Genomic DNA, 20,835 nt, shown 5'->3' with positions numbered 1-20,835 from the left:
ATTGATGATTCACAAAAAAATATCCTTCTAAATAGCTTTATGACAACGGTTGATTAACGGAAAAAGCGATATTCGTGAAAAAAAGAGTAACGAGACCTCTTGGAAAGAACCCTGCTGTGTGATACTATGAATGAGTTGAAAAAAGGAGGAGTATTATGGTTGAGATTATCGCCACGGTGGAATCGATCGAGCAAGCACAGCAGCTCATCCCTTATGTTGATACATTGTTTTTTGGAGAAGAGACATTCGGGCTGCGCCTACCGGCCTCTTTTTCTCGTGAAGAGCAAATCAGACTGATCGACATGGCCCACGAAGCTGGAAAGAAAGTGACGATCGCAGTCAATGGCATCATGCATCCAGAAAAAATGAAGCGGATTCCAGAATACCTAGCATTTCTGAAGACCAATCAAGCCGATCAAATCGCTCTCGGAGATCCTGGGATCATTTACCGCATGAAGCAAAATCCAGAATGTGCCGTGCCATTTATTTATGCAGGGGAAACCTTAGTAACGAGCGCTCGTCAAATCAATTTTTGGGGACAAAAAGGAGCAAAGGCAGCCGTTTTAGCACGAGAAGTTCCTTTCGAGGAAATGAAAATCATGGCACCACAACTAAATATTCCTGTGGAAGTATTGGTTTATGGTGCGACCTGCATTCACCAATCGAAGCGTCCGCTTTTACAAAATTATTATAACTATACCCAACAATCGGAAGAAAAGAACCACGACCGTGGGTTGTTTTTATCTGAACCGAAAAAAGAAGAAACTCACTATTCCATTTATGAAGATAGCCACGGCACGCACATTTTTGCCAATAACGACATCAATCTGATGCTGCAGCTGGGGGAATTAGCCGCAACAGGCTTTCAAACCTGGAAGCTGGACGGAATCTATACACGAGGGGCTGCCTTTGTGGCAATTGCTAAGCTGTTTGCCCAAGCCAAGAGCCTTGTGGAAAGTGGGAAGTGGCAAGCAGAGCAAGCAACTGTGCTCAGTGAACAAGTTGCCCAACTTCATCCAGCAGAACGTGGGTTGGACACTGGATTTTATGCCATCGATCCTGACGATATCAAGTAAGGAGCAAGAACAAATGACCGTTAAACAAGCATTGAAACGACCAGAAGTGTTAGCACCAGCTGGTACGTTAGAAAAATTAAAAACAGCGATCCACTATGGCGCTGACGCTGTCTATATCGGCGGCAATGCCTATGGTCTACGGAGTCGCGCGGGAAACTTTACCTATGAAGAAATGGCGGAAGGGGTGGCTTTTGCCAAAGCCCACAACGCAAAAGTCTATGTAGCAGCCAACATGGTGACCCATGAGGGCAATCAAGAAGGTGCAGGGGAATTCTTTCGGGAATTGCGAGATGTCGGTATTTCGGCAGTGATCGTTTCTGATCCCGCTTTGATCCAGATCTGCGCAACAGAAGCGCCAGGTCTACCGATCCATTTGTCCACCCAAGCTAGTGCCACGAACTATGAAACATTGGAATTTTGGCGGGAAGAAGGTCTAGAACGGGTCGTTCTCGCCCGAGAAGTGTCCATGGAGGAAGTCGCTGAGATCCGCAAAAATACTAGCGTGGAGATCGAAGCCTTTATTCATGGCGCCATGTGTATTTCTTATTCTGGCCGTTGTACTTTGTCCAATCATATGTCGATGCGAGACGCCAATCGCGGCGGCTGTTCGCAATCTTGCCGCTGGAAATATGATCTGTTTGACATGCCCTTTGCAACGGAACGAAACAGTTTGACTAAAAACGGGACAGTGGAAGAAGAGTTTTCCATGAGTGCTGTGGATATGTCGATGATCGAACATATCCCTGATTTGATTGAAAACGGCGTGGATAGTTTCAAAATCGAAGGCCGCATGAAATCGATCCACTATGTTTCGACCGTGGCGAACGTTTATAAAGCAGCCGTGGACAGTTACATGGCCGATCCAGAGAACTATGTCTGCAAACGAGAATGGATCGATGAACTGTGGAAAGTTGCGCAGCGCGAGCTCGCCTCAGGCTTTTACTACGATACCCCAAGTGAAAATGAGCAGTTGTTTGGTCCGCGTCGGAAAATTCCGCAATACAAATTTATTGGGGAAGTCATGGCGTATGATCCGGCAACAAAAACAGCTACGATTCGGCAACGGAACCACTTTTCCGTTGGCGATGAAATCGAATTTTACGGTCCCGGATTCCATCACTTTCACCAAACCGTCGAAGTCATGTATAATGAAGACGGTGAATCCATCGATCGTGCACCAAATCCTATGATGCTGTTGACGATGCCGGTCAAAGAACCGGTGGAAGTCGGAGACATGATTCGGAAGAAAAAATAAGGTCGAGAGTTTCTCTCGGCTTTTTTTGTTGAATCAATCCAGCCAAAAAGGATCGATGAGAACATAGACAATTCTAAGGAGGAAACAACAAATATGGAAACATACGACTACATAGTAATTGGTGGCGGCAGTGGCGGAATCGCCTCAGCCAATCGGGCAGGGATGCACGGCGCCAAAGTATTATTGATCGAAGGCAATGAATTAGGCGGCACCTGTGTCAATGTCGGTTGTGTACCGAAAAAAGTCATGTGGCAAGCTAGTGAGATGTTAGAAATGATCAAGCGGGACGCAACTAGCTACGGCATTTATCCACATGTGGATAAATTTAATTTTACTGAGCTTGTGGATAACCGTGAAAAATACATTGATTTTTTACACACAGCCTATCAAAAAGGCTTAGACAGTAACAATGTAGAAGTTATCCACGGTTATGCACAGTTTGTGGATAACCACACGGTTACCGTCAATGGGGAAAACTACCATGCAGCAAACATTTTGATTGCCACCGGTGGAAAACCTAGCGCGATGAATATTCCCGGTGGTGAGTACGCCATTGACTCGAATGGTTTTTTTGCGTTGCGAGAAGCACCAAAGCGTATGGTCGTCTTAGGGGCAGGCTACATCGCAGCCGAAATCAGCGGTGTCAGCCAACAGCTGGGCAGCCAAGTGGCTTGGGCGTACCGCAAAGAGCGGCCATTACGAACCTTTGACAAGATGCTTGCGGATAATCTCGTGGAGATGTACCAAGAATCAGGAATCGAAACTTATGCAGGCTACGTTGCCTCTCGTATCATTAAAGAAGGTGACGAGTATCTCGTTCACTTTGAAAATGGCGAAACCTTGACCGGCGATTGCGTCCTTTTTGCTGGTGGTCGTGTGCCGAATACGAATAAGTTAGGTCTGGAAAACACCGATGTCCAATTGGATGAAAAAGGGTTTATCATTGTGGACAAATATCAAAATACCACAGCTGACTCGATTTTTGCGGTGGGCGATGTCATCGGAAAATTGGATTTAACCCCGGTTGCGATCGCCGCCGGTCGTCGCTTGTCTGAACGCTTGTTCAACGGTCAAAGCGATGCGTACTTGGATTATCACTTAGTACCGACGGTCATCTTTACTCATCCACCGATTGCCACGATTGGTTTATCCGAAGAAGCAGCCTTGGCAAAATACGGCCAAGAGCAGATAAAGGTGTATCGCTCGCGCTTTACACCGATGTACTTTGCTTTAAATGAGTATCGCCAAAAATGTGAGATGAAATTGGTGTGCTTAGGAAAAGAAGAAAAAATCATCGGTCTGCACGGCATCGGGATCGGTGTCGATGAAATGCTGCAAGGCTTCGCTGTAGCCATCAAAATGGGTGCTACAAAAGCAGACTTTGATCAAACCGTTGCCATTCATCCGACGGGGTCAGAAGAATTTGTGACGATGCGTTAAAAGAAAAAAAACCTCAACTGACAGATGATTTGTCAGTTGAGGCTTTTTTTGCGTATAAAATTCTATCTATCAACTAAAAAGCCCCCAAAGGTAGATCAAAAATCTAATCTTGGGGACTTATTTCAGTATGATTCCAGCTGCTAGGCTTTTGCTAGATCCTTGATCAGTTCTGACGCCCTAGGATCTGAGCAGTGATCTGGTAAAGATACGTTTTGGTTTCATCTTTGGTCTCAGGTAATTTCTGGATCGCCTGCAAAGCTTTTTTCGTATAGTCGGCTGCGAGTTTCTTGGCTTCCTCGATCCCAGCACTTTCTTGGACGATCCGATAGACTTCGTGGGTGTCGGTGTCCGTCATGGCGTCTTGTTTTTCCAGCAATGGGAGCAGCTGTTGGCGGTCACTTTTCAGTGCCATTAACAGCGGCAGGGAATAGACGCCTTGCCGAACATCTTCCAATACTGGTTTCCCTAAAGCAGCCGCATCTTGGCTGTAATCCAAGACGTCATCCATGATTTGAAAGGCAAGACCAATGGCTTCACCGATCTCACGGGCTTGATTGGCAAAGCGCAAGGAGGTGCCGCTTTCGTAAGCTCCGATGAAGCAGCTTAAAGCAAACAACTCAGCGGTTTTGCCGCGAATGTTTTCTAAGTAATCCTCGACAGTGACGGACAAATCGTATCGTTTGCTCATTTGTCCTAATTCGCCGGCCAGGATTTTTTCCATACTACGGGAATTCATCTGCAAGCTTTTCATGGAGCTGGCATAATCCGCCATCAATTTAAAGCAGCAGACAAAGAGGTAATCACCAGCATAGACAGCGACATCGTTGCCAAATTCGGAACGAATGGTCGGCAGCTTGCGGCGGGTGTCCGCATGATCGACGATATCGTCGTGGATCAACGAGGCAGTGTGGAGCATTTCGATCGAGGCCGCCAATGCGACGGCTTTTTCGCGATCTTTGTCGCTGCCATAAGCAGAAAAGAGCAGCTGATAAGCAGGACGCAGCAGTTTCCCACCTGAATGGATCATGGACAGGATCGCTTGTTCGACCTCTTTGTTTTTTAGTTTTAATGATTTTTCCATCAATTGCAAGGAGGCAGATAAGTCAGCTTGCAGTGCTGGATACTCTTGCCACATGGAATGAAGTTTCATAATTAACTCCTTTATTCTGAATCCGAGCGCCATTTGACTTTGGTCTGGCGTTCATAATCAATTTGAAAACGGCGCAGTGTTTCGACACGGCGCAGCAAGTAGTTGGCGGCGATCCCGATAGCGATCCCGGACAAGATCCCAAAGAAAGACAGGACCGGCAAGTAGAGCATCACGCTCCAGGATTGAGCGATCCATGAGGCAGTGATCAACTGTCCGACGTTGTGTAAGAACCCGCCGGCCGCACTAATGCCGATGATGCTGACACGCTTAGGCCCCAACTGTTTCACCAAAGACATCCCAAAGTAGCTCAGTAAGGAACCGCTCATACTATATAAGAAGGTCGAAACCGTTCCTCCTAGTAACGTCGTTAAGATTAGTCTTAGCCAAATCAAGAGAAAGCTGTCTTTTTTCGGCATAGTGAACAAAGCAATAATGGTAATTAAATTTGCCAAACCTAGTTTCGCACCAGGCGCAAAGGCAAATGGATAAGGGATCATATTTTCAACTAAACCAATCACGACCCCTTGGGCGACCAGCAGTGAGATGAAAATTATTCGTTGTAATCGACTCATAAGCAAACGATCAATAGATTAGATCGTCGGTCTCACTCCCATCTGCGGCTTGGATTTCGATCACCAATTTATGAGGCAGACAGACAATGGTTTCCCCATTTTTACTGGCCCAGCCACGGCGGACACAAATCTGGTCGCCGCAATCGGCTTCCTTGATTCGGATCCGATCCCCTTCGATCTCCAGTAAATTGGTATCGCCATCTTCATCTTCATAAAGATAGGTGTACGTTTTTTGACCTTCAACTAAGTCAAAACGCTTGATTTCTGTCCCATCGACCCGCAAGACGGCTTCTTTGTCCGCTGTTTGCGTCTGGCCAAAAATAAAAATCGGTAAAAAAGAGCTGAGGATCAAAACAAGTATGATGACGCCATCCCATGGTTTTAAATGGGCATCGCGGATAAATTCTTTTAATTTCATCAAAAAAGACTCCTGTTCTTTCATGTGATGTGTCTCATTCTAGCATAAGAGGACAAGATTCTACTAGCTGAATCCTCAATAATCCACCGATTTCTGTGCAAGGACGATCAAGAAAAAGTTCTGTACTTGGAAAGAGACCAAGACACTGATTGAAAATCAGAATGTCTTAGTCTCATGAAGTCGTACAGGTATTCTATTTTGCTGGCTTATTTATTGCCGTATAAGGAGCGAGGGGTACCGTACCACCATTTTCCAAGGGTACGTTGCAACCATGGGATTACCCAACGGTCTAAACCGACTGCGCGTCCTGAACCGTTCATCAAGGCAAATGCAACTGGAATGAACCAGATGTTTACCCAGTAGAACATACCAGACATACAGAAAGTCAACACTAAAACGATAGTCGTTGCGTTTACTAACCAAGTGAAGAGACCAGCCATCAATGCAAGAGCTAAAGCAATTTCAAAGAAGACCATGAATTTTTGGAAGAACATGGCAACGTCGTTGTTTGGCATGATAAATTGCATAACTTTTGTGAACCAGTCAGGTGATTTTTCAATCACGATCATTGGTTGCTCACCGTAGGCATAGCTCAAACCGAAGTGTGCGGCTTGTGTCGCTGCATCGGCTGCTTCACCGGCACCACTAGCGGCACTTGCTGCATCGGCTGCTTCACTAGCACCACTTGCTGCATCAGCGACTGTTTGATATTCCCAAGTCCAAGGGAAAACGCTGTTGCCTTGGAACCAAGAACCTTCACCGAACCATGTACCAGGTTTGAAGACTTCCCCATTCGTACCCAAAATTTTCTTGAAAGCTTCAACGAACCAGACAAGACCATAGAAAATACGAAGCGGAACACTCCACAAGACGTTTCCGTAACGAGACGTATGACCACGAGCGACTGTCCGGTCATCTTTGATGTGGAAGATTTCATGCATCAAGTATTGGAACATGTAGTAACCAGAACGAATATCAAAGAAGTATTTCAAGTTAACGATATGTTTCATAATGATCGCTAAGAAACCGCTCAGGTGAATTTTATTGAATAAGTTCGCCACGCCCCATTTGGCACCGATGGAAACCATAAATCCTTGGTAGTTTCCTTTGAATTTATGTTTTTCGCCGCCTTTGATGGCTGAAACGATATTCGTTGCTGCAGTGTGTCCAGTTTGTTCAGCTGCTTGCACGATTTGTGGTGTTGGTGTGTTCGGGAATTCTTCGAAGTAAACCAAGTCACCAATAATATAGATGTTTTTGTCTTCGTAGCCTTTTGCTTCCATGTACTCATTGGCAACTAGACGGAAACCACGAGCGGTTTCTAAACCGAAATCAGCAGCATCGCTAGTTCCTTTGACGCCGGCAGTCCAGATTAATGTGTGGGTTGGGATCGTTGAACCATCTTTTAGTTTGATGTGGTCAGGTGCCACTTCAACGATTGGTGCATTCAAGACAAGATCAACATTGTTTTTCTTCAAGTAACGTTCTGCTTTGGCTGCATCGTTACGATCAAGCATGTTTAAGATCGTTGGCATTGCTTCAACGACTTTCAAGCTGATTTCACTTGGGTCCAATTTATAATCGGAAGCTAAACGATCTTTCCAATCGATCAGTTCACCGATCATTTCGATCCCAGTAAATCCAGAGCCACAAACGACAAACGTCAACATTGCTTTACGTAATGCTGCATCTGGTTCGATCGCTGCTTTTGCGACAGTTTTTTCAATGTGTTCGCGAATGCGGACAGCATCGTCAAATGACCATAGAGTAAAGCCATTTTCTTTGACACCAGGTGTACCGAAGTCATTCGGTTCGCCACCCATCCCTAAGATCAAGTAGTCAAATGAATAGCTGCCTAATTTTGTTTGGACGGTTTTATTTTCTTTATCGATCCCAGTTACTGTATCGGTTACTAAACGAACATTTTTCTTGCGTGAGAACAAGCGCTGCAAGTCATATTGAATTGCGGTAGGTTCTACACGTCCTCCAGCGACTTCATGCAGTTCAGTCATCATCGTATGATAAGAGTGACGGTCGATCAATGTTATCTCAACATCATTGTCTTTTTTCAATTTCTTTGCCATGTACTTCGTAGCAGAAACGCCTGCATAACCGGCACCGACAACGACAATGTTTTTCTTTGCCATTGCAAATCTCTCCTTAATAAAAATAATCTATGATAATAATTACACAATCGTTCCTATTATATAGACAAATGGTTCATTTGTCTAACGATTCTGATGAAAAAAACGCATATTTCCTGAAATTCGTGAAAACTTGCGAAAATCAAAAAATAAGTCATTTTTTATTGAAAAAGCGGAAAGGAAGCGGTTGACATCTCGTAAATTTACTTTACAATGTTAGTTGTATCACAAACTTTTTTGTGGGGAAAATAAACAAGTAAAAGGTGGATAATTATGAAAGCAAAGAAATTGATTGTAGGTATGGCGGTATTTTCATTCGCAGCATTATTGTTAGGGGGATGCGGAGCAGACGACAACAATACAGGTTCTTCGTCAACTAGTGAAAGTACATCACAAACTTCTGCAAGCGATTCTGCAACTACAGAAAGCTCAGAAGCAACCGTCGTTGCAGGCGAGCCAATGCAAGATGGTACGTATCGTTTAGAAGAAAAGAACTATAAAAACGACTACCGTGTCACATTTGAGATCACAGTCAAAGACGGCAAAATCGTTGAATCAAAATATGACAACGTCAATGCGGATGGCGAATCAAAAACAGAAAACACTGAATACAATGAAACAATGAAAGAAAAAGCAGGCATCAGCCCAGAAGAATTTATTCCTAAATTCAATGAAGAGTTAGTTGCCGCACAAAGCCCTTCTTCAATCGAAGTAGTTTCTGGCGCGACTCATTCCTTTGATTCCTTCCAAAACTATGCACAACAATTGATTCAAGCGGCGCAAGCAGGCAACACTGAAACCATTGAAATCGACAATGGTGCAGACTTGAAAGACGGAACCTATACATTAGAAGAAAAGAACTACTCAAACGGTTACCGCGTAGTCTTCTCAATGACTGTAGCTGACGGCAAAATCTCTGAATCAAACTACGACTACCTAAACGAAGCAGGCGAGTCGAAAAAAGATGATGCATCATACAACGAAAACATGGAAGCAAAATCTGGTACAAGTCCAGAAGAGTTCATTCCAAACTTCAATGAAGCCTTTGTTTCTGCAGTCAATGCCGAAGACGGCTCTGTGGCAGACATGGATGTTGTTTCAGGGGCAACCCACAGCTTCCACAGCTTTGTTATCTATGCACAACAGTTGTTGAATGCCGCTGAAAAAGGCGACCAAACAACAATCGAAGTGGATAACTTCGTTACTGAATAATCACAACTTCTTTCCATGAAGAGGACAGCATTCGTTTTGAGTGCTGTCTTTTTTTTGTGGGCAACAAGGTCACAAAAGCAAGTTCGTGCAAAAGGAAGCAATCTGGTGGGAAGGTTTTTTTAAAAAAGAACTGTTTTTTACAAAGAAGAAAAGGTTCGATTAAGGATTCCTAAAATACGTTGAGGAATCACGGAATGCCCCTTTTCATTCTGCCAAAAAAAGGCTATTATATGAAGGTTGAAGACAATAGAAAAGAGGAAAATCATGAAAAAGAAAGTAACGTTTTTTCTGATGTTTGTTTTTTTAGGCACAATGTTGGCAGCCTGCGGCAGTGATCAGGAAGCAACGACGCTGCGAGAAGAACCATATTTTCAAGAAGAATTTTTATTAGGTACGTATACTCGGATTCGCATTTATGATGAAGGCAAAGAGGACGCTATGAAGCCTGCCTTTGACCGCATCAGAGAGTTAGGCGATAAAATCACCATCAACCAAGCAGGGTCAGAGATCGATGAAATCAATGCGCAAGCTGGCATCAAGCCAGTGAAGGTTTCAGATGATATCTATTATTTGTTGAAAGAAGCCTATGATTATAGTGTGAAATCAGAAGGCGGCTTTAATATGGCCATCGGTGCGATCACCCAATTATGGCGAATCGGCTTTGATGATGCCCGCAAGCCAGAGCAATCTGAGATCGATGAAGCGTTGAAACATATCAATTATGAACAAGTCGAGTTTAACGACGAAGACCACACGGTGTATTTAAAAGACAAGGACATGATCCTTGACCTTGGGGCGATCGCCAAAGGCTACATCACGGATGAAGTCGTCAAAGTGCTGAAGGACAATGGCGTGACTTCCGCGATCGTTGATTTGGGCGGGAATGTCTATGTGTTAGGTCATAGCAACCGCGGTGCAGATGAGCCATGGAATGTCGGAATCCAAGATCCAAACAAATCTCGCGGCTCGATTATCGGCAGTATCAAAGAAACCAATAAAACAGTAGTTACTTCAGGGATCTACGAACGCTACTTAGAAGTAGACGGCAAAACGTATCACCATATTTTTGATTCTGAGACTGGCTATCCTTACGATAGCGATGTAGCAAGTGTGACTGTGATCACTGACAAATCCATCGATGGTGACGGGTTGACTACGGTGGCGTTTGATAAAGGAGTCAAAGAAGGCTTGGCTTATATCGAACAGCATACCGAAAAGGGAACCGATGCGATCTTTATCACAAAAGAAGATAAAGTGTACGTAACAGACGGCATCAAAGATACCTTTGAGCTGTCAGAGGAATCAGGCTACACGATGGGTGATCGTGCTGATTTAGAATAGGAGGAGTGAAAGATGTCTCTTTCAGTGTTTTTAGAAGTGGTGGAGATCCGCACCAAGGTGGCGAGTGTCTTCCCCTTCATTATGGGTGTGTTGTTCTCGTTGGTGTATTTTCATGAATTTCATCCGTTGAATACTGTAATTTTTTTTCTGGGGATGCTGCTGTTTGATTTGACGACGACGTCCATCAACAATTATATGGATTTCAAAAAAGCCAAATCAGAGACCTACAAATACCAGCACAATGTGATCGGGCGCGAAAACATCTCAGAAGCTACTGTTCGCAATCTGATTTTTGCGATGCTGGCAGGAACCTTACTGATCGGTCTTTACTTGACCTTTGTTACCGGCTGGCTGCTGCTAGTGATGGGGCTGGTGGTTTGTTTTATCGGGGTCTTTTATACCTTTGGCCCCATTCCGTTATCGCGGATGCCTTTAGGCGAGGTATTCAGCGGTGTAACGATGGGATTAGGGATTTTTGCCATCACGATCTATATCAATACCATTGATCAAAAAGTTTTTTATCTGGCACTGGATTTTGCGAACGGAACCTTTGGCTTAGTGGGGAATCTCTGGGCTGTGTGTGCCATCGTGTTGGCATCCTTGCCATTGATTTTCACGATTGCTGACATCATGTTAGCCAATAACTTACGGGATCTGGAAGCCGACATCGAAAACCATCGCTACACGCTGGTGTACTACATCGGTCGCGAAGCAGGTATCCGTCTGTTTCAAGGCATGATGTTGGCGTCTTATGCCGCTATTTTATTGGGCCTCTTGTTTGGCCTCTTTCAATGGCCGATTTTGCTCGTGTTTCTGACACTGCCAAAAATCCGTCAAAACTTGAAAGAACATCAAGCCAGCCTGCCCCACCCACGTAGCTTTGGCTATTCGATTAAGAACATGATTTTATTCAACAGCAGCTATGCCTTGGGCTTACTTTTGTGCCTGATGTGGCAATTGCTGTAAAAGAAAAGATCGACCGGCTCTTGAAAGAGCAGGTCGATCTTTTTTATGTGGGGAATGAAATAGCACATAAAAACTGTAGAAAAGACATGATAAAAGAACAAGCATCCTACTTATTATGAAAAGATGAGGCTCGCTTTCTCTGCGATCCTGATTGCAACAGTAAAGTTTTGGTGACAGTGGCTAAACCCGATAGAAAGGGGAGCTGCCTAGGTTGTTCTTTTGTATGACCCCTCGGAATAAGCAGGTCTGTTTATGGAGCATGTGTGCTCGCGATTGCTTTGACTGATTCCCTGCGAAAGCAGCGAATCAGCAAGCGGATTTGCGACTTTTGCAGCATCAATACCGTTCCAAACTGATTTCTCCAGAAGAAAGCACCTTGCGCTCCGTTGCTGTTTCCACCACTAATTCACCGGTGTTAGTAATGTCTTTGGCGATTCCTTCATAGGTCACACCTTGTTGTGTAAACTGAACGGTGCGGCCCAAAACGAAGGATTTCTGCCTATAGCGGGCCATATAATCCATGTCAGGCAGCTTTGCCAATAATTGGAAGAACCGACGCCAAATTTCTTGGATCAAGGTTGCCCGAGAAAAGGTTGGATACTCTTCACCAGGAAAGAGTGAGGTCGCTTTTTCCCGAATCTCTGCTGGAAACTGCTGTTGCGGAATCGAAAAACTGATGCCGATACCGATCACAACCGAGGTAATGCGGCCTGTTTCAAAGTCACTGGTTGCTTCAGACAAAATACCGCAGATTTTTTTTCCATCTAAGTACAGATCGTTGACCCACTTAATGGCCGTTTCCTTCATTAGAAGGGCATCGATGGCTTCTGCGACTGCCACCGCAGCCAAAACGGTATATTGCGGCAATTCTTGAAACGCTTGGTTGGGTTTTAAGAGCAAGCTCATGTAGATCCCTTGTTTTTTCGGTGAGAAAAACGGTCGTTCGAAGCGGCCATGGCCGCCTGTTTGCGTTTCGGTCAAAAAAAGGGCGGGGGTTGCCAGTCCACTGTCCAAAGCGGCGATCTTGGCTTCTTTCATAGTAGACTCAACAGCATCCTTGATTTGAATCGTGGGGATCATCGGCAAGGCGGCTGCAAGTGCTGCTTGATCGTAGCGGTCAGCGGAGACAAAGCGATAGCCGTTGGCCAAGTGTTCGAAATGATAGCCTTCTTTCTCAAGTTCTTTAATGGCTTTCCAGACTGCTGTACGAGAGATCGACAAGGCTTGGGCTAGTTTTTCTCCGGACAGTACAGTATCTTCTTTTTGTAATAAGGTCAGTATTTTTTCTTTTGTCGTCATAAGGATATCCTTCCTAATGTTTCACGTGTAACGTTTTCGTTAGCATAGCAAGAAATCGGCAAAAAGCAAAGTAGTTTCTTACGAAAAACAGTCCTCACCAGCCTTGTTTTTTTCTTTAGAAAATCTTAGGAAATGGGTGCGTCAGAAAAGCATTGTAACTTCCAATGAAAGCTTGACAGAAAAGTACTTCATCTGTATAATAAGGAGTTGCAAAAACTATCTGAACGAAAAAAGCAGAAACGAAATATTGTCCGTTTCGGCTTAGGAATAAGGAAACAAAAGTAGAAAATGCCCAATGCATCCGTTCTATTTTTGGTTTTTTTTTGCCTAAAAGCCGCAAAAAATGCTTTCTGTAACCTATATTTAATATTTGTTACAGTTTTGTAAATAATCGGATAGCCTTTTTGAAAGACTTTATGAAGAGGTGAAGAGCTTGGCTGGACACGTAGTAAAATACGGAAAGCATCGCGAACGTAGAAGTTTCGCACGGATCAGTGAAGTATTAGAATTACCGAATTTGATTGAAATTCAAACCGACTCTTACCAATGGTTCCTAGATGAGGGCCTAAGAGAAATGTTTGAAGATATTTTGCCAATCGAAGGATTCAACGGTAACTTGTCCCTAGAATTTGTGGATTATGAATTGAAAGAACCAAAGTATACAGTAGAAGAAGCACGTGCCCATGATGCAAACTATTCGGCACCATTACATGTTACTTTGCGTTTGACGAACCGTGAAACCGGGGAAATCAAATCCCAAGAAGTATTCTTTGGTGATTTCCCATTAATGACTGAACAAGGAACCTTTATCATCAACGGGGCAGAACGGGTTATCGTTTCTCAGTTGGTCCGCTCTCCGGGTGTATATTTCCATGGCAAAGTCGATAAGAACGGCAAAGAAGGCTTTGGTTCAACTGTTATCCCTAACCGCGGTGCGTGGTTAGAAATGGAAACTGATGCCAAAGATATCTCTTACGTACGGATTGACCGTACCCGTAAAATTCCTTTGACGGTCTTAGTCCGTGCCCTAGGGTTTGGTTCTGATGACACGATCTTTGAAATTTTCGGCGACAGTGAATCATTGCGTAATACGATCGAAAAAGACTTGCATAAAAACGCAAGCGATTCTCGTACCGAAGAAGGATTGAAAGATGTTTACGAACGTCTTCGTCCAGGCGAGCCAAAAACAGCAGACAGCTCACGCAGCTTGCTGAACGCACGTTTCTTCGATCCAAAACGTTACGACTTAGCAAATGTTGGTCGTTACAAAGTAAACAAAAAATTAGACTTGAAAACACGTCTATTGAATTTGACCTTAGCAGAAACCTTGGTTGACCCTGAAACAGGCGAGATCATTGTTGAAAAAGGCACTGTTTTGACTCACCAAGTCATGGAAACACTAGGCGCATTTATCGATAATGGCCTAAACAGTGTAACGTACTATCCATCAGAAGATGGGGTCGTTACCGAACCAATGACCGTCCAAGTCATCAAAGTCTTTTCACCAAAAGATCCAGAACAAGAAGTCAACGTGATCGGTAATGGCTATCCAGATACTGCTACACGTACGGTTCGTCCAGCGGATATCATTGCTTCAATGAGCTACTTCTTCAACTTGATGGAAGGCATCGGCAATGTCGATGACATCGACCACTTAGGAAACCGTCGGATTCGTTCTGTTGGTGAATTATTGCAAAACCAATTCCGGATCGGGCTTGCTCGGATGGAACGTGTCGTGCGTGAACGGATGTCGATCCAAGACACCGAAACCTTGACACCGCAACAATTGATCAATATTCGTCCGGTTGTCGCAAGTATCAAAGAATTCTTTGGTTCTTCTCAGTTGTCACAGTTCATGGACCAAACAAACCCACTGGGTGAGTTGACCCATAAACGTCGTCTATCTGCCTTAGGACCTGGTGGTTTGACCCGTGACCGTGCCGGCTATGAAGTCCGAGACGTTCACTATTCCCACTATGGCCGTATGTGTCCGATCGAAACGCCTGAGGGACCAAACATCGGGTTGATCAACAGCTTGGCCTCTTATGCCAAAGTCAACAAGTATGGCTTCATTGAAACACCATACCGTCGAGTTGACCGCGAAACAGGCCGTGTTACTGACAAGATCGATTACTTGACTGCCGATACCGAAGACCACTACGTTGTGGCCCAAGCAAACAGCTTGTTAAATGAAGACGGCTCTTTCGTAAACGACGTTGTTATGGCGCGTGCTACTTCTGAAAACTTGGAAGTTTCGATCGATAAAGTCGACTACATGGACGTATCACCAAAACAAGTAGTCGCAGTCGCAACCGCATGTATTCCTTTCTTGGAAAACGATGACTCCAACCGTGCCTTGATGGGTGCCAACATGCAGCGGCAAGCAGTACCATTGATCAATCCGAAAGCACCTTGGGTTGGTACTGGTATGGAATACAAATCAGCACATGACTCAGGAGCTGCTTTGTTATGTAAACATGATGGGATCGTAGAATACGTGGATGCAGCCGAAGTGCGCGTTCGTCGTGACAATGGCGCATTGGACGTTTATTCTGTTACCAAATTCCGTCGTTCAAACTCAGGAACCAGCTACAACCAACGTCCATTAGTAGCACTTGGTGAAAAAGTGGAAAAAGGCGACATCTTAGCAGATGGCCCATCTATGGAACAAGGCGAAATGGCACTAGGACAAAACGTCTTAGTCGCATTCATGACTTGGGAAGGGTACAACTATGAAGATGCCATCATCATGAGCCGTCGTTTGGTGAAAGATGATGTTTACACTTCTGTCCATATTGAAGAATATGAATCAGAAGCCCGCGACACAAAATTAGGACCTGAAGAAATCACTCGCGAAATCCCGAACGTTGGGGAAGACGCTTTGAAAGACCTAGACGAAATGGGGATTATCCGCATTGGTGCGGAAGTCAAAGATGGCGATCTGCTTGTTGGGAAAGTCACTCCAAAAGGGGTAACGGAACTTTCAGCAGAAGAGCGTTTATTGCACGCAATCTTTGGTGAAAAAGCCCGCGAAGTGCGTGACACTTCTCTACGCGTGCCTCACGGCGGCGGCGGAATCGTCCACGATGTCAAAATCTTTACCCGCGAAGCTGGCGATGAATTGTCACCAGGTGTGAACATGCTCGTTCGCGTTTATATCGTTCAAAAACGGAAAATCCATGAAGGGGATAAAATGGCCGGACGTCACGGAAACAAAGGGGTCGTTTCTCGCATTATGCCAGAAGAAGACATGCCTTTCTTACCAGATGGCACACCAGTCGATATCATGCTGAACCCATTAGGGGTACCTTCTCGGATGAACATTGGACAAGTATTAGAGTTACACTTAGGAATGGCTGCGCGTCAACTAGGCATTCACGTGGCAACACCAGTCTTTGATGGTGCCAGCGATGAAGATGTTTGGGCAACGGTTGCTGAAGCAGGAATGGCCAGCGATGCCAAAACAGTGCTTTACGACGGACGTACCGGCGAACCATTTGATGGCCGCATCTCCGTTGGTGTCATGTACATGATCAAATTGGCCCACATGGTCGATGATAAATTGCATGCCCGTTCCATTGGACCTTACTCATTGGTTACTCAACAACCATTGGGAGGAAAAGCCCAATTTGGTGGACAACGTTTCGGAGAGATGGAAGTTTGGGCACTGGAAGCATACGGTGCTGCTTACACCTTGCAAGAAATCTTGACCTACAAATCAGATGACGTGGTTGGTCGTGTGAAAACATACGAAGCGATCGTCAAAGGGGAACCAATTCCAAAACCAGGTGTACCAGAATCATTCCGCGTATTAGTAAAAGAATTGCAATCACTGGGTCTAGACATGCGTGTCCTAGATATCGATGATGCAGAGATCGAACTACGTGATATGGATGATGACGATGATGATTTGATCACCGTTGATGCCTTAACAAAATTTGCGGAGCAACAAACAGCCCGCGAATTAGAACAAAAAGCACAAACAGAAGCTAAAAATGCCGCCGACGCGTTGAACCAACAAATCGAGACAGCAGAAGATCGCTTGCAATAATAGACGGCCCTCGCTATTTCCGCCACTAGCGGAAATAGCCCCCGTTCTATCGGATATGTCCATGAAATGAAATGGAGGGAACCTTTTTTGATCGATGTAAATAAATTCGAAAGTATGCAAATCGGTTTGGCTTCTCCTGAAAAAATCAGAAGCTGGTCTTATGGTGAAGTAAAAAAACCAGAAACCATTAACTACCGTACGTTAAAACCTGAACGCGAAGGGTTGTTTGACGAGCGTATTTTCGGTCCAACCAAAGACTGGGAATGTGCTTGCGGCAAATACAAACGGATCCGCTATAAAGGCATCGTTTGTGACCGTTGCGGCGTGGAAGTAACACGTTCAAAAGTGCGTCGTGAACGCATGGGACACATTGAATTAGCAGCACCAGTATCACACATTTGGTACTTCAAAGGCATTCCTTCGCGGATGGGTCTTGTTTTAGACATGAGCCCACGTGCATTGGAAGAAATCATCTACTTTGCTTCTTACGTAGTGATTGAACCAGGAAACACCAGCCTTGAGAAAAAACAACTATTGACTGAACGGGAATACCGTGAAAAACGTGACCAATACGGTCAAGAATTTTCAGCAGCGATGGGTGCCGAAGCCATCAAACAATTATTAGATGGCGTTGATCTTGAAGGCGAAGTTGCTGAATTGAAAGAAGAATTGAAAAACGCAACTGGTCAAAAACGGACGCGTGCGATCCGCCGTTTGGATATCTTAGAAGCATTCCGTGCTTCAGGAAACAAACCAAGCTGGATGGTCATGGACGTTATCCCAGTTATCCCGCCTGATTTGCGCCCAATGGTGCAATTAGAAGGTGGACGTTTTGCCACAAGTGACTTGAACGACTTGTATCGTCGTGTAATCAACCGTAACAACCGTTTGAAACGCTTGTTAGACTTGAATGCACCAAACATCATCGTTCAAAATGAAAAACGGATGCTGCAAGAAGCAGTCGATGCCTTGATCGATAACGGTCGTCGCGGCCGTCCAGTTGCAGGACCAGGGAACCGCCCATTGAAATCTCTTTCTCACATGTTGAAAGGGAAACAAGGTCGTTTCCGTCAAAACTTGCTAGGAAAACGGGTCGACTACTCAGGTCGTTCAGTTATCGTCGTTGGTCCATTCCTTAAAATGTATCAATGTGGTCTGCCAAAAGAAATGGCGATCGAATTGTTCAAACCATTCGTGATGCGGGAGCTTGTTTCTCGTGAAATCGCGTCAAACATCAAAAATGCCAAACGCAAAATCGAACGTCAAGAAGACGAAGTTTGGGATGTTTTAGAAGATGTCATCAAAGAACATCCAGTGCTATTGAACCGGGCACCTACGCTTCACAGATTAGGTATCCAAGCATTTGAACCAGTCTTAGTTGAAGGCCGTGCCATTCGTTTGCACCCACTTGTTTGTGAAGCCTACAATGCCGATTTCGATGGAGACCAAATGGCCGTTCACGTACCATTGAACGAAGAAGCGCAAGCAGAAGCACGTATGCTGATGTTAGCAGCCCAAAACATTTTGAATCCAAAAGACGGAAAACCAGTTGTAACACCATCTCAGGATATGGTCCTAGGGAACTACTACTTGACGATGGAAGAAGAAGGCCGTGAAGGGGAAGGCATGATCTTCCGTGACATGGACGAAGCAGTTACGGCATGGCGCAATGGCTACGTGCATTTACACACACGGATCGCCATCAATCCAAACACTTTAGGGGACAAACCATTCACGTCTGAACAAAAACAACGTTTGATGGTAACAACGGTAGGTAAAGTGATCTTCAACTCGATCATGCCGCCAGAATTCCCATTCTTGAACGAACCGACTGACTACAACTTGACGGTTCAAACACCAGACAAGTACTTTATTGAAGCTGGTACAGATGTGCCTGCCTTCATTAAAGAACAAGAGCTTGTGGGCCCATTCAAGAAGAAAAACTTAGGAAATATCATTTCAGAAGTCTTCAAACGTTTCCGCATCACTGAAACGTCACGCATGCTTGACCGCATGAAAGACTTAGGATACAGCCATTCAACAATGGCAGGTATCACCGTTGGTATCGCTGATATCATGAACTTGCACGAAAAACATGACATCATCGACAATGCCCACAAACAAGTAGAAACGATCACGAAACAATTCCGTCGTGGTTTGATTACCGATGACGAGCGTTATGAACGAGTTATTGGTGTTTGGAATGCAGCCAAAGATGAAATTCAGTTAAAACTGATGGAATCATTGGAAGCGAAAAACCCAATCTTCATGATGTCTGATTCCGGTGCCCGTGGTAACATCTCCAACTTTACTCAGCTTGCTGGGATGCGTGGATTGATGGCCGCGCCTAACGGACGAATCATGGAATTGCCGATCATCTCAAACTTCCGTGAAGGTCTATCTGTCTTGGAAATGTTTATCTCGACCCATGGTGCCCGTAAAGGGATGACCGATACCGCCTTGAAAACAGCCGATTCCGGTTACTTGACACGTCGTTTAGTTGACGTTGCCCAAGATGTCATCATCCGTGAAGACGATTGTGGTACTGACCGTGGTTTAGACATTCAAGCAATTCGCGAAGGAAACGAAATCATCGAATCCTTAGAAGAACGTTTGATTGGACGTTACACACGTAAATCAGTGATCCATCCTGAAACTGGCGAAGTCCTTCTAGGGGTCAATGAATTGATCACTGAAGATTTAGCTAAAGCCATCGTGGACGCTGGCATCGAAACAGTATCCATTCGCTCTGTCTTCACATGTAACACCAAACATGGTGTATGTAAACATTGTTATGGCCGCAACTTAGCCACTGGTTCTGAAGTTGAAGTTGGGGAAGCAGTCGGTACCATCGCTGCCCAATCAATCGGTGAACCTGGTACTCAGTTGACCATGCGTACCTTCCATACCGGCGGGGTTGCCGGAGACGATATCACGCAAGGTCTCCCTCGTGTCCAAGAAATCTTTGAAGCCCGTAATCCGAAAGGACAAGCGGTCATTACCGAAGTTACCGGAGAAGTCATCGATATCTCAGAAGACCCTTCAACTCGGACCAAAGAAGTGACCATCAAAGGGGAAACCGATACGCGTACGTATACCGTTCCTTATACTGCCCGGATGAAAGTAGCAGAAGGCGACTTTATCCATCGTGGTGCGCCATTGACGGAAGGATCGATCGATCCAAAACAACTGTTACAAGTTCGCGATGTCTTGTCTGTTGAAAACTACCTATTACGAGAAGTTCAACGCGTTTACCGGATGCAAGGGGTAGAAATCGGCGACAAACATATCGAAGTAATGGTTCGTCAAATGCTGCGTAAAGTCCGCGTCATGGATCCAGGTGATTCAGGCATCTTGCCAGGAACATTGTTGGATATCGCCGACTTTAAAGACCGCAACTACGACACATTGGTAGCCGGCGGCGTTCCTGCAACTAGCCGTCCAGTCCTATTAGGGATCACGAAAGCATCCTTGGAAACCAACAGCTTCTTGTCTGCTGCGTCCTTCCAAGAAACCACTCGTGTGTTGACCGATGCAGCGATCCGCGGCAAGAAAGATCCACTTCTTGGATTGAAAGAAAATGTTATCATCGGTAAGATCATCCCAGCTGGTACTGGTATGCCTCGTTACCGTGAAATGGAACCAAAAGAAGTAACGGTTGCCAGCGAAAATGTCTACAGCATCTCAGACATCGAAGCACAAATGGCTGCTGAAGACGCATTGAACAGCCAAAACTAATCAATGCCCAGCACCTGATTGACTCAGTGTGACGGAAAAGCTTGTCATTCTTCGGAATGGCAAGCTTTTTTTGTTTAGAAAAAGGAAATGTCACGAAAAAGAATGCGCCCTTCTTCTATCCTAGAAAAAGGGCATTTGGGACGATTAATGAAAGCGTTATTTTTGAAATGTCC

General features: G+C 44.9%; 13 protein-coding genes. 8 read left to right on the top strand and 5 right to left on the bottom strand.

Going from position 1 to position 20,835, the window contains the following annotated elements; genetic code table 11:
- The first annotated feature begins 155 nt into the window (after nucleotides 1-155).
- From ACTW1R_RS16290 to gor, 3 genes are all read left to right on the top strand, one after another.
- On the top strand, nucleotides 156-1,076 hold the full coding sequence (locus ACTW1R_RS16290) for a peptidase U32 family protein (protein ID WP_074934236.1): 921 nt from the start codon (nucleotides 156-158) through the stop codon (nucleotides 1,074-1,076).
- Between the two features lie 13 nt (nucleotides 1,077-1,089).
- The gene (locus ACTW1R_RS16285) at nucleotides 1,090-2,331 is read left to right on the top strand and encodes a peptidase U32 family protein (protein WP_375826723.1); all 1,242 of its coding nucleotides are present in this window, start codon (nucleotides 1,090-1,092) and stop codon (nucleotides 2,329-2,331) included.
- 93 nt (nucleotides 2,332-2,424) lie between these two features.
- Nucleotides 2,425-3,771 carry a glutathione-disulfide reductase gene (gene gor, locus ACTW1R_RS16280; RefSeq protein WP_489927356.1) on the top strand — a complete coding sequence of 449 codons (1,347 nt, stop codon included), beginning with the start codon at nucleotides 2,425-2,427 and terminating at the stop codon, nucleotides 3,769-3,771.
- Nucleotides 3,772-3,934: 163 nt separating this feature from the next.
- Here gor and ACTW1R_RS16275 read toward each other — a convergent pair whose 3' ends face one another.
- From ACTW1R_RS16275 to ACTW1R_RS16260, 4 genes are all read right to left on the bottom strand, one after another.
- A complete protein-coding gene (locus ACTW1R_RS16275; protein ID WP_010748870.1) occupies nucleotides 3,935-4,921 on the bottom strand; it encodes a polyprenyl synthetase family protein in 987 nt (328 codons plus the stop codon).
- An 11-nt stretch (nucleotides 4,922-4,932) separates the two neighbouring features.
- The gene (locus tag ACTW1R_RS16270) at nucleotides 4,933-5,493 is read right to left on the bottom strand and encodes a Gx transporter family protein (RefSeq protein ID WP_005232987.1); all 561 of its coding nucleotides are present in this window, start codon (nucleotides 5,491-5,493) and stop codon (nucleotides 4,933-4,935) included.
- 10 nt (nucleotides 5,494-5,503) lie between these two features.
- Nucleotides 5,504-5,911 (bottom strand): NusG domain II-containing protein, encoded by a 408-nt coding sequence (locus ACTW1R_RS16265; RefSeq protein WP_010748871.1) that lies wholly within the window; start codon nucleotides 5,909-5,911, stop codon nucleotides 5,504-5,506.
- A 206-nt stretch (nucleotides 5,912-6,117) separates the two neighbouring features.
- Nucleotides 6,118-8,058: an NAD(P)/FAD-dependent oxidoreductase gene (locus tag ACTW1R_RS16260; protein WP_005230327.1), complete on the bottom strand. Its 1,941-nt coding sequence runs from the start codon at nucleotides 8,056-8,058 to the stop codon at nucleotides 6,118-6,120.
- 270 nt (nucleotides 8,059-8,328) lie between these two features.
- Here ACTW1R_RS16260 and pplA point away from each other — a divergent pair, with 270 nt between their 5' ends.
- The 3 genes from pplA to menA all read left to right on the top strand — a co-directional run bounded on the left by pplA (nucleotide 8,329) and on the right by menA (nucleotide 11,574).
- Entirely contained in the window at nucleotides 8,329-9,267 is a 939-nt protein-coding gene (gene pplA, locus ACTW1R_RS16255; RefSeq protein WP_016608361.1) for an extracellular electron transfer flavoprotein PplA, read from the top strand.
- Nucleotides 9,268-9,531: 264 nt separating this feature from the next.
- Nucleotides 9,532-10,608 carry an FAD:protein FMN transferase gene (locus tag ACTW1R_RS16250; protein ID WP_005230331.1) on the top strand — a complete coding sequence of 359 codons (1,077 nt, stop codon included), beginning with the start codon at nucleotides 9,532-9,534 and terminating at the stop codon, nucleotides 10,606-10,608.
- 12 nt (nucleotides 10,609-10,620) lie between these two features.
- Nucleotides 10,621-11,574, top strand: coding sequence for a 1,4-dihydroxy-2-naphthoate polyprenyltransferase (gene menA, locus ACTW1R_RS16245; RefSeq protein WP_347483139.1), 954 nt, complete (start codon nucleotides 10,621-10,623; stop codon nucleotides 11,572-11,574).
- A 336-nt stretch (nucleotides 11,575-11,910) separates the two neighbouring features.
- Here menA and ACTW1R_RS16240 read toward each other — a convergent pair whose 3' ends face one another.
- A complete protein-coding gene (locus tag ACTW1R_RS16240) occupies nucleotides 11,911-12,873 on the bottom strand; it encodes a biotin--[acetyl-CoA-carboxylase] ligase (RefSeq protein WP_142974312.1) in 963 nt (320 codons plus the stop codon).
- A gap of 433 nt (nucleotides 12,874-13,306) precedes the next feature.
- On the opposite strand from ACTW1R_RS16240, the gene rpoB reads away from it, so the two are divergent.
- Nucleotides 13,307-16,924, top strand: a complete 3,618-nt coding sequence (gene rpoB, locus ACTW1R_RS16235; RefSeq protein ID WP_008381746.1) for a DNA-directed RNA polymerase subunit beta — start codon at nucleotides 13,307-13,309, stop codon at nucleotides 16,922-16,924.
- 87 nt (nucleotides 16,925-17,011) lie between these two features.
- Nucleotides 17,012-20,662 carry a DNA-directed RNA polymerase subunit beta' gene (gene rpoC, locus ACTW1R_RS16230; RefSeq protein ID WP_015510610.1) on the top strand — a complete coding sequence of 1,217 codons (3,651 nt, stop codon included), beginning with the start codon at nucleotides 17,012-17,014 and terminating at the stop codon, nucleotides 20,660-20,662.
- Nucleotides 20,663-20,835: the final 173 nt, after the last annotated feature.

It is taken from the genome of Enterococcus sp. R12 (assembly GCF_058135755.1).
The sequence above is the reverse complement of the archived record's forward strand: the minus strand, read 5'-3'. Positions and strand labels throughout refer to the sequence as shown.

What these genes read in the sequence shown, in the direction of transcription:
- ACTW1R_RS16290 (WP_074934236.1), top strand. Translation starts at nt 156, where the DNA reads ATGGTTGAGATTATCGCCACGGTGGAATCGATCGAGCAAGCACAGCAG.
- ACTW1R_RS16285 (WP_375826723.1), top strand. Translation starts at nt 1,090, where the DNA reads ATGACCGTTAAACAAGCATTGAAACGACCAGAAGTGTTAGCACCAGCT.
- gor (WP_489927356.1), top strand. Translation starts at nt 2,425, where the DNA reads ATGGAAACATACGACTACATAGTAATTGGTGGCGGCAGTGGCGGAATC.
- ACTW1R_RS16275 (WP_010748870.1), bottom strand. Translation starts at nt 4,921, where the DNA reads ATGAAACTTCATTCCATGTGGCAAGAGTATCCAGCACTGCAAGCTGAC.
- ACTW1R_RS16270 (WP_005232987.1), bottom strand. Translation starts at nt 5,493, where the DNA reads ATGAGTCGATTACAACGAATAATTTTCATCTCACTGCTGGTCGCCCAA.
- ACTW1R_RS16265 (WP_010748871.1), bottom strand. Translation starts at nt 5,911, where the DNA reads ATGAAATTAAAAGAATTTATCCGCGATGCCCATTTAAAACCATGGGAT.
- ACTW1R_RS16260 (WP_005230327.1), bottom strand. Translation starts at nt 8,058, where the DNA reads ATGGCAAAGAAAAACATTGTCGTTGTCGGTGCCGGTTATGCAGGCGTT.
- pplA (WP_016608361.1), top strand. Translation starts at nt 8,329, where the DNA reads ATGAAAGCAAAGAAATTGATTGTAGGTATGGCGGTATTTTCATTCGCA.
- ACTW1R_RS16250 (WP_005230331.1), top strand. Translation starts at nt 9,532, where the DNA reads ATGAAAAAGAAAGTAACGTTTTTTCTGATGTTTGTTTTTTTAGGCACA.
- menA (WP_347483139.1), top strand. Translation starts at nt 10,621, where the DNA reads ATGTCTCTTTCAGTGTTTTTAGAAGTGGTGGAGATCCGCACCAAGGTG.
- ACTW1R_RS16240 (WP_142974312.1), bottom strand. Translation starts at nt 12,873, where the DNA reads ATGACGACAAAAGAAAAAATACTGACCTTATTACAAAAAGAAGATACT.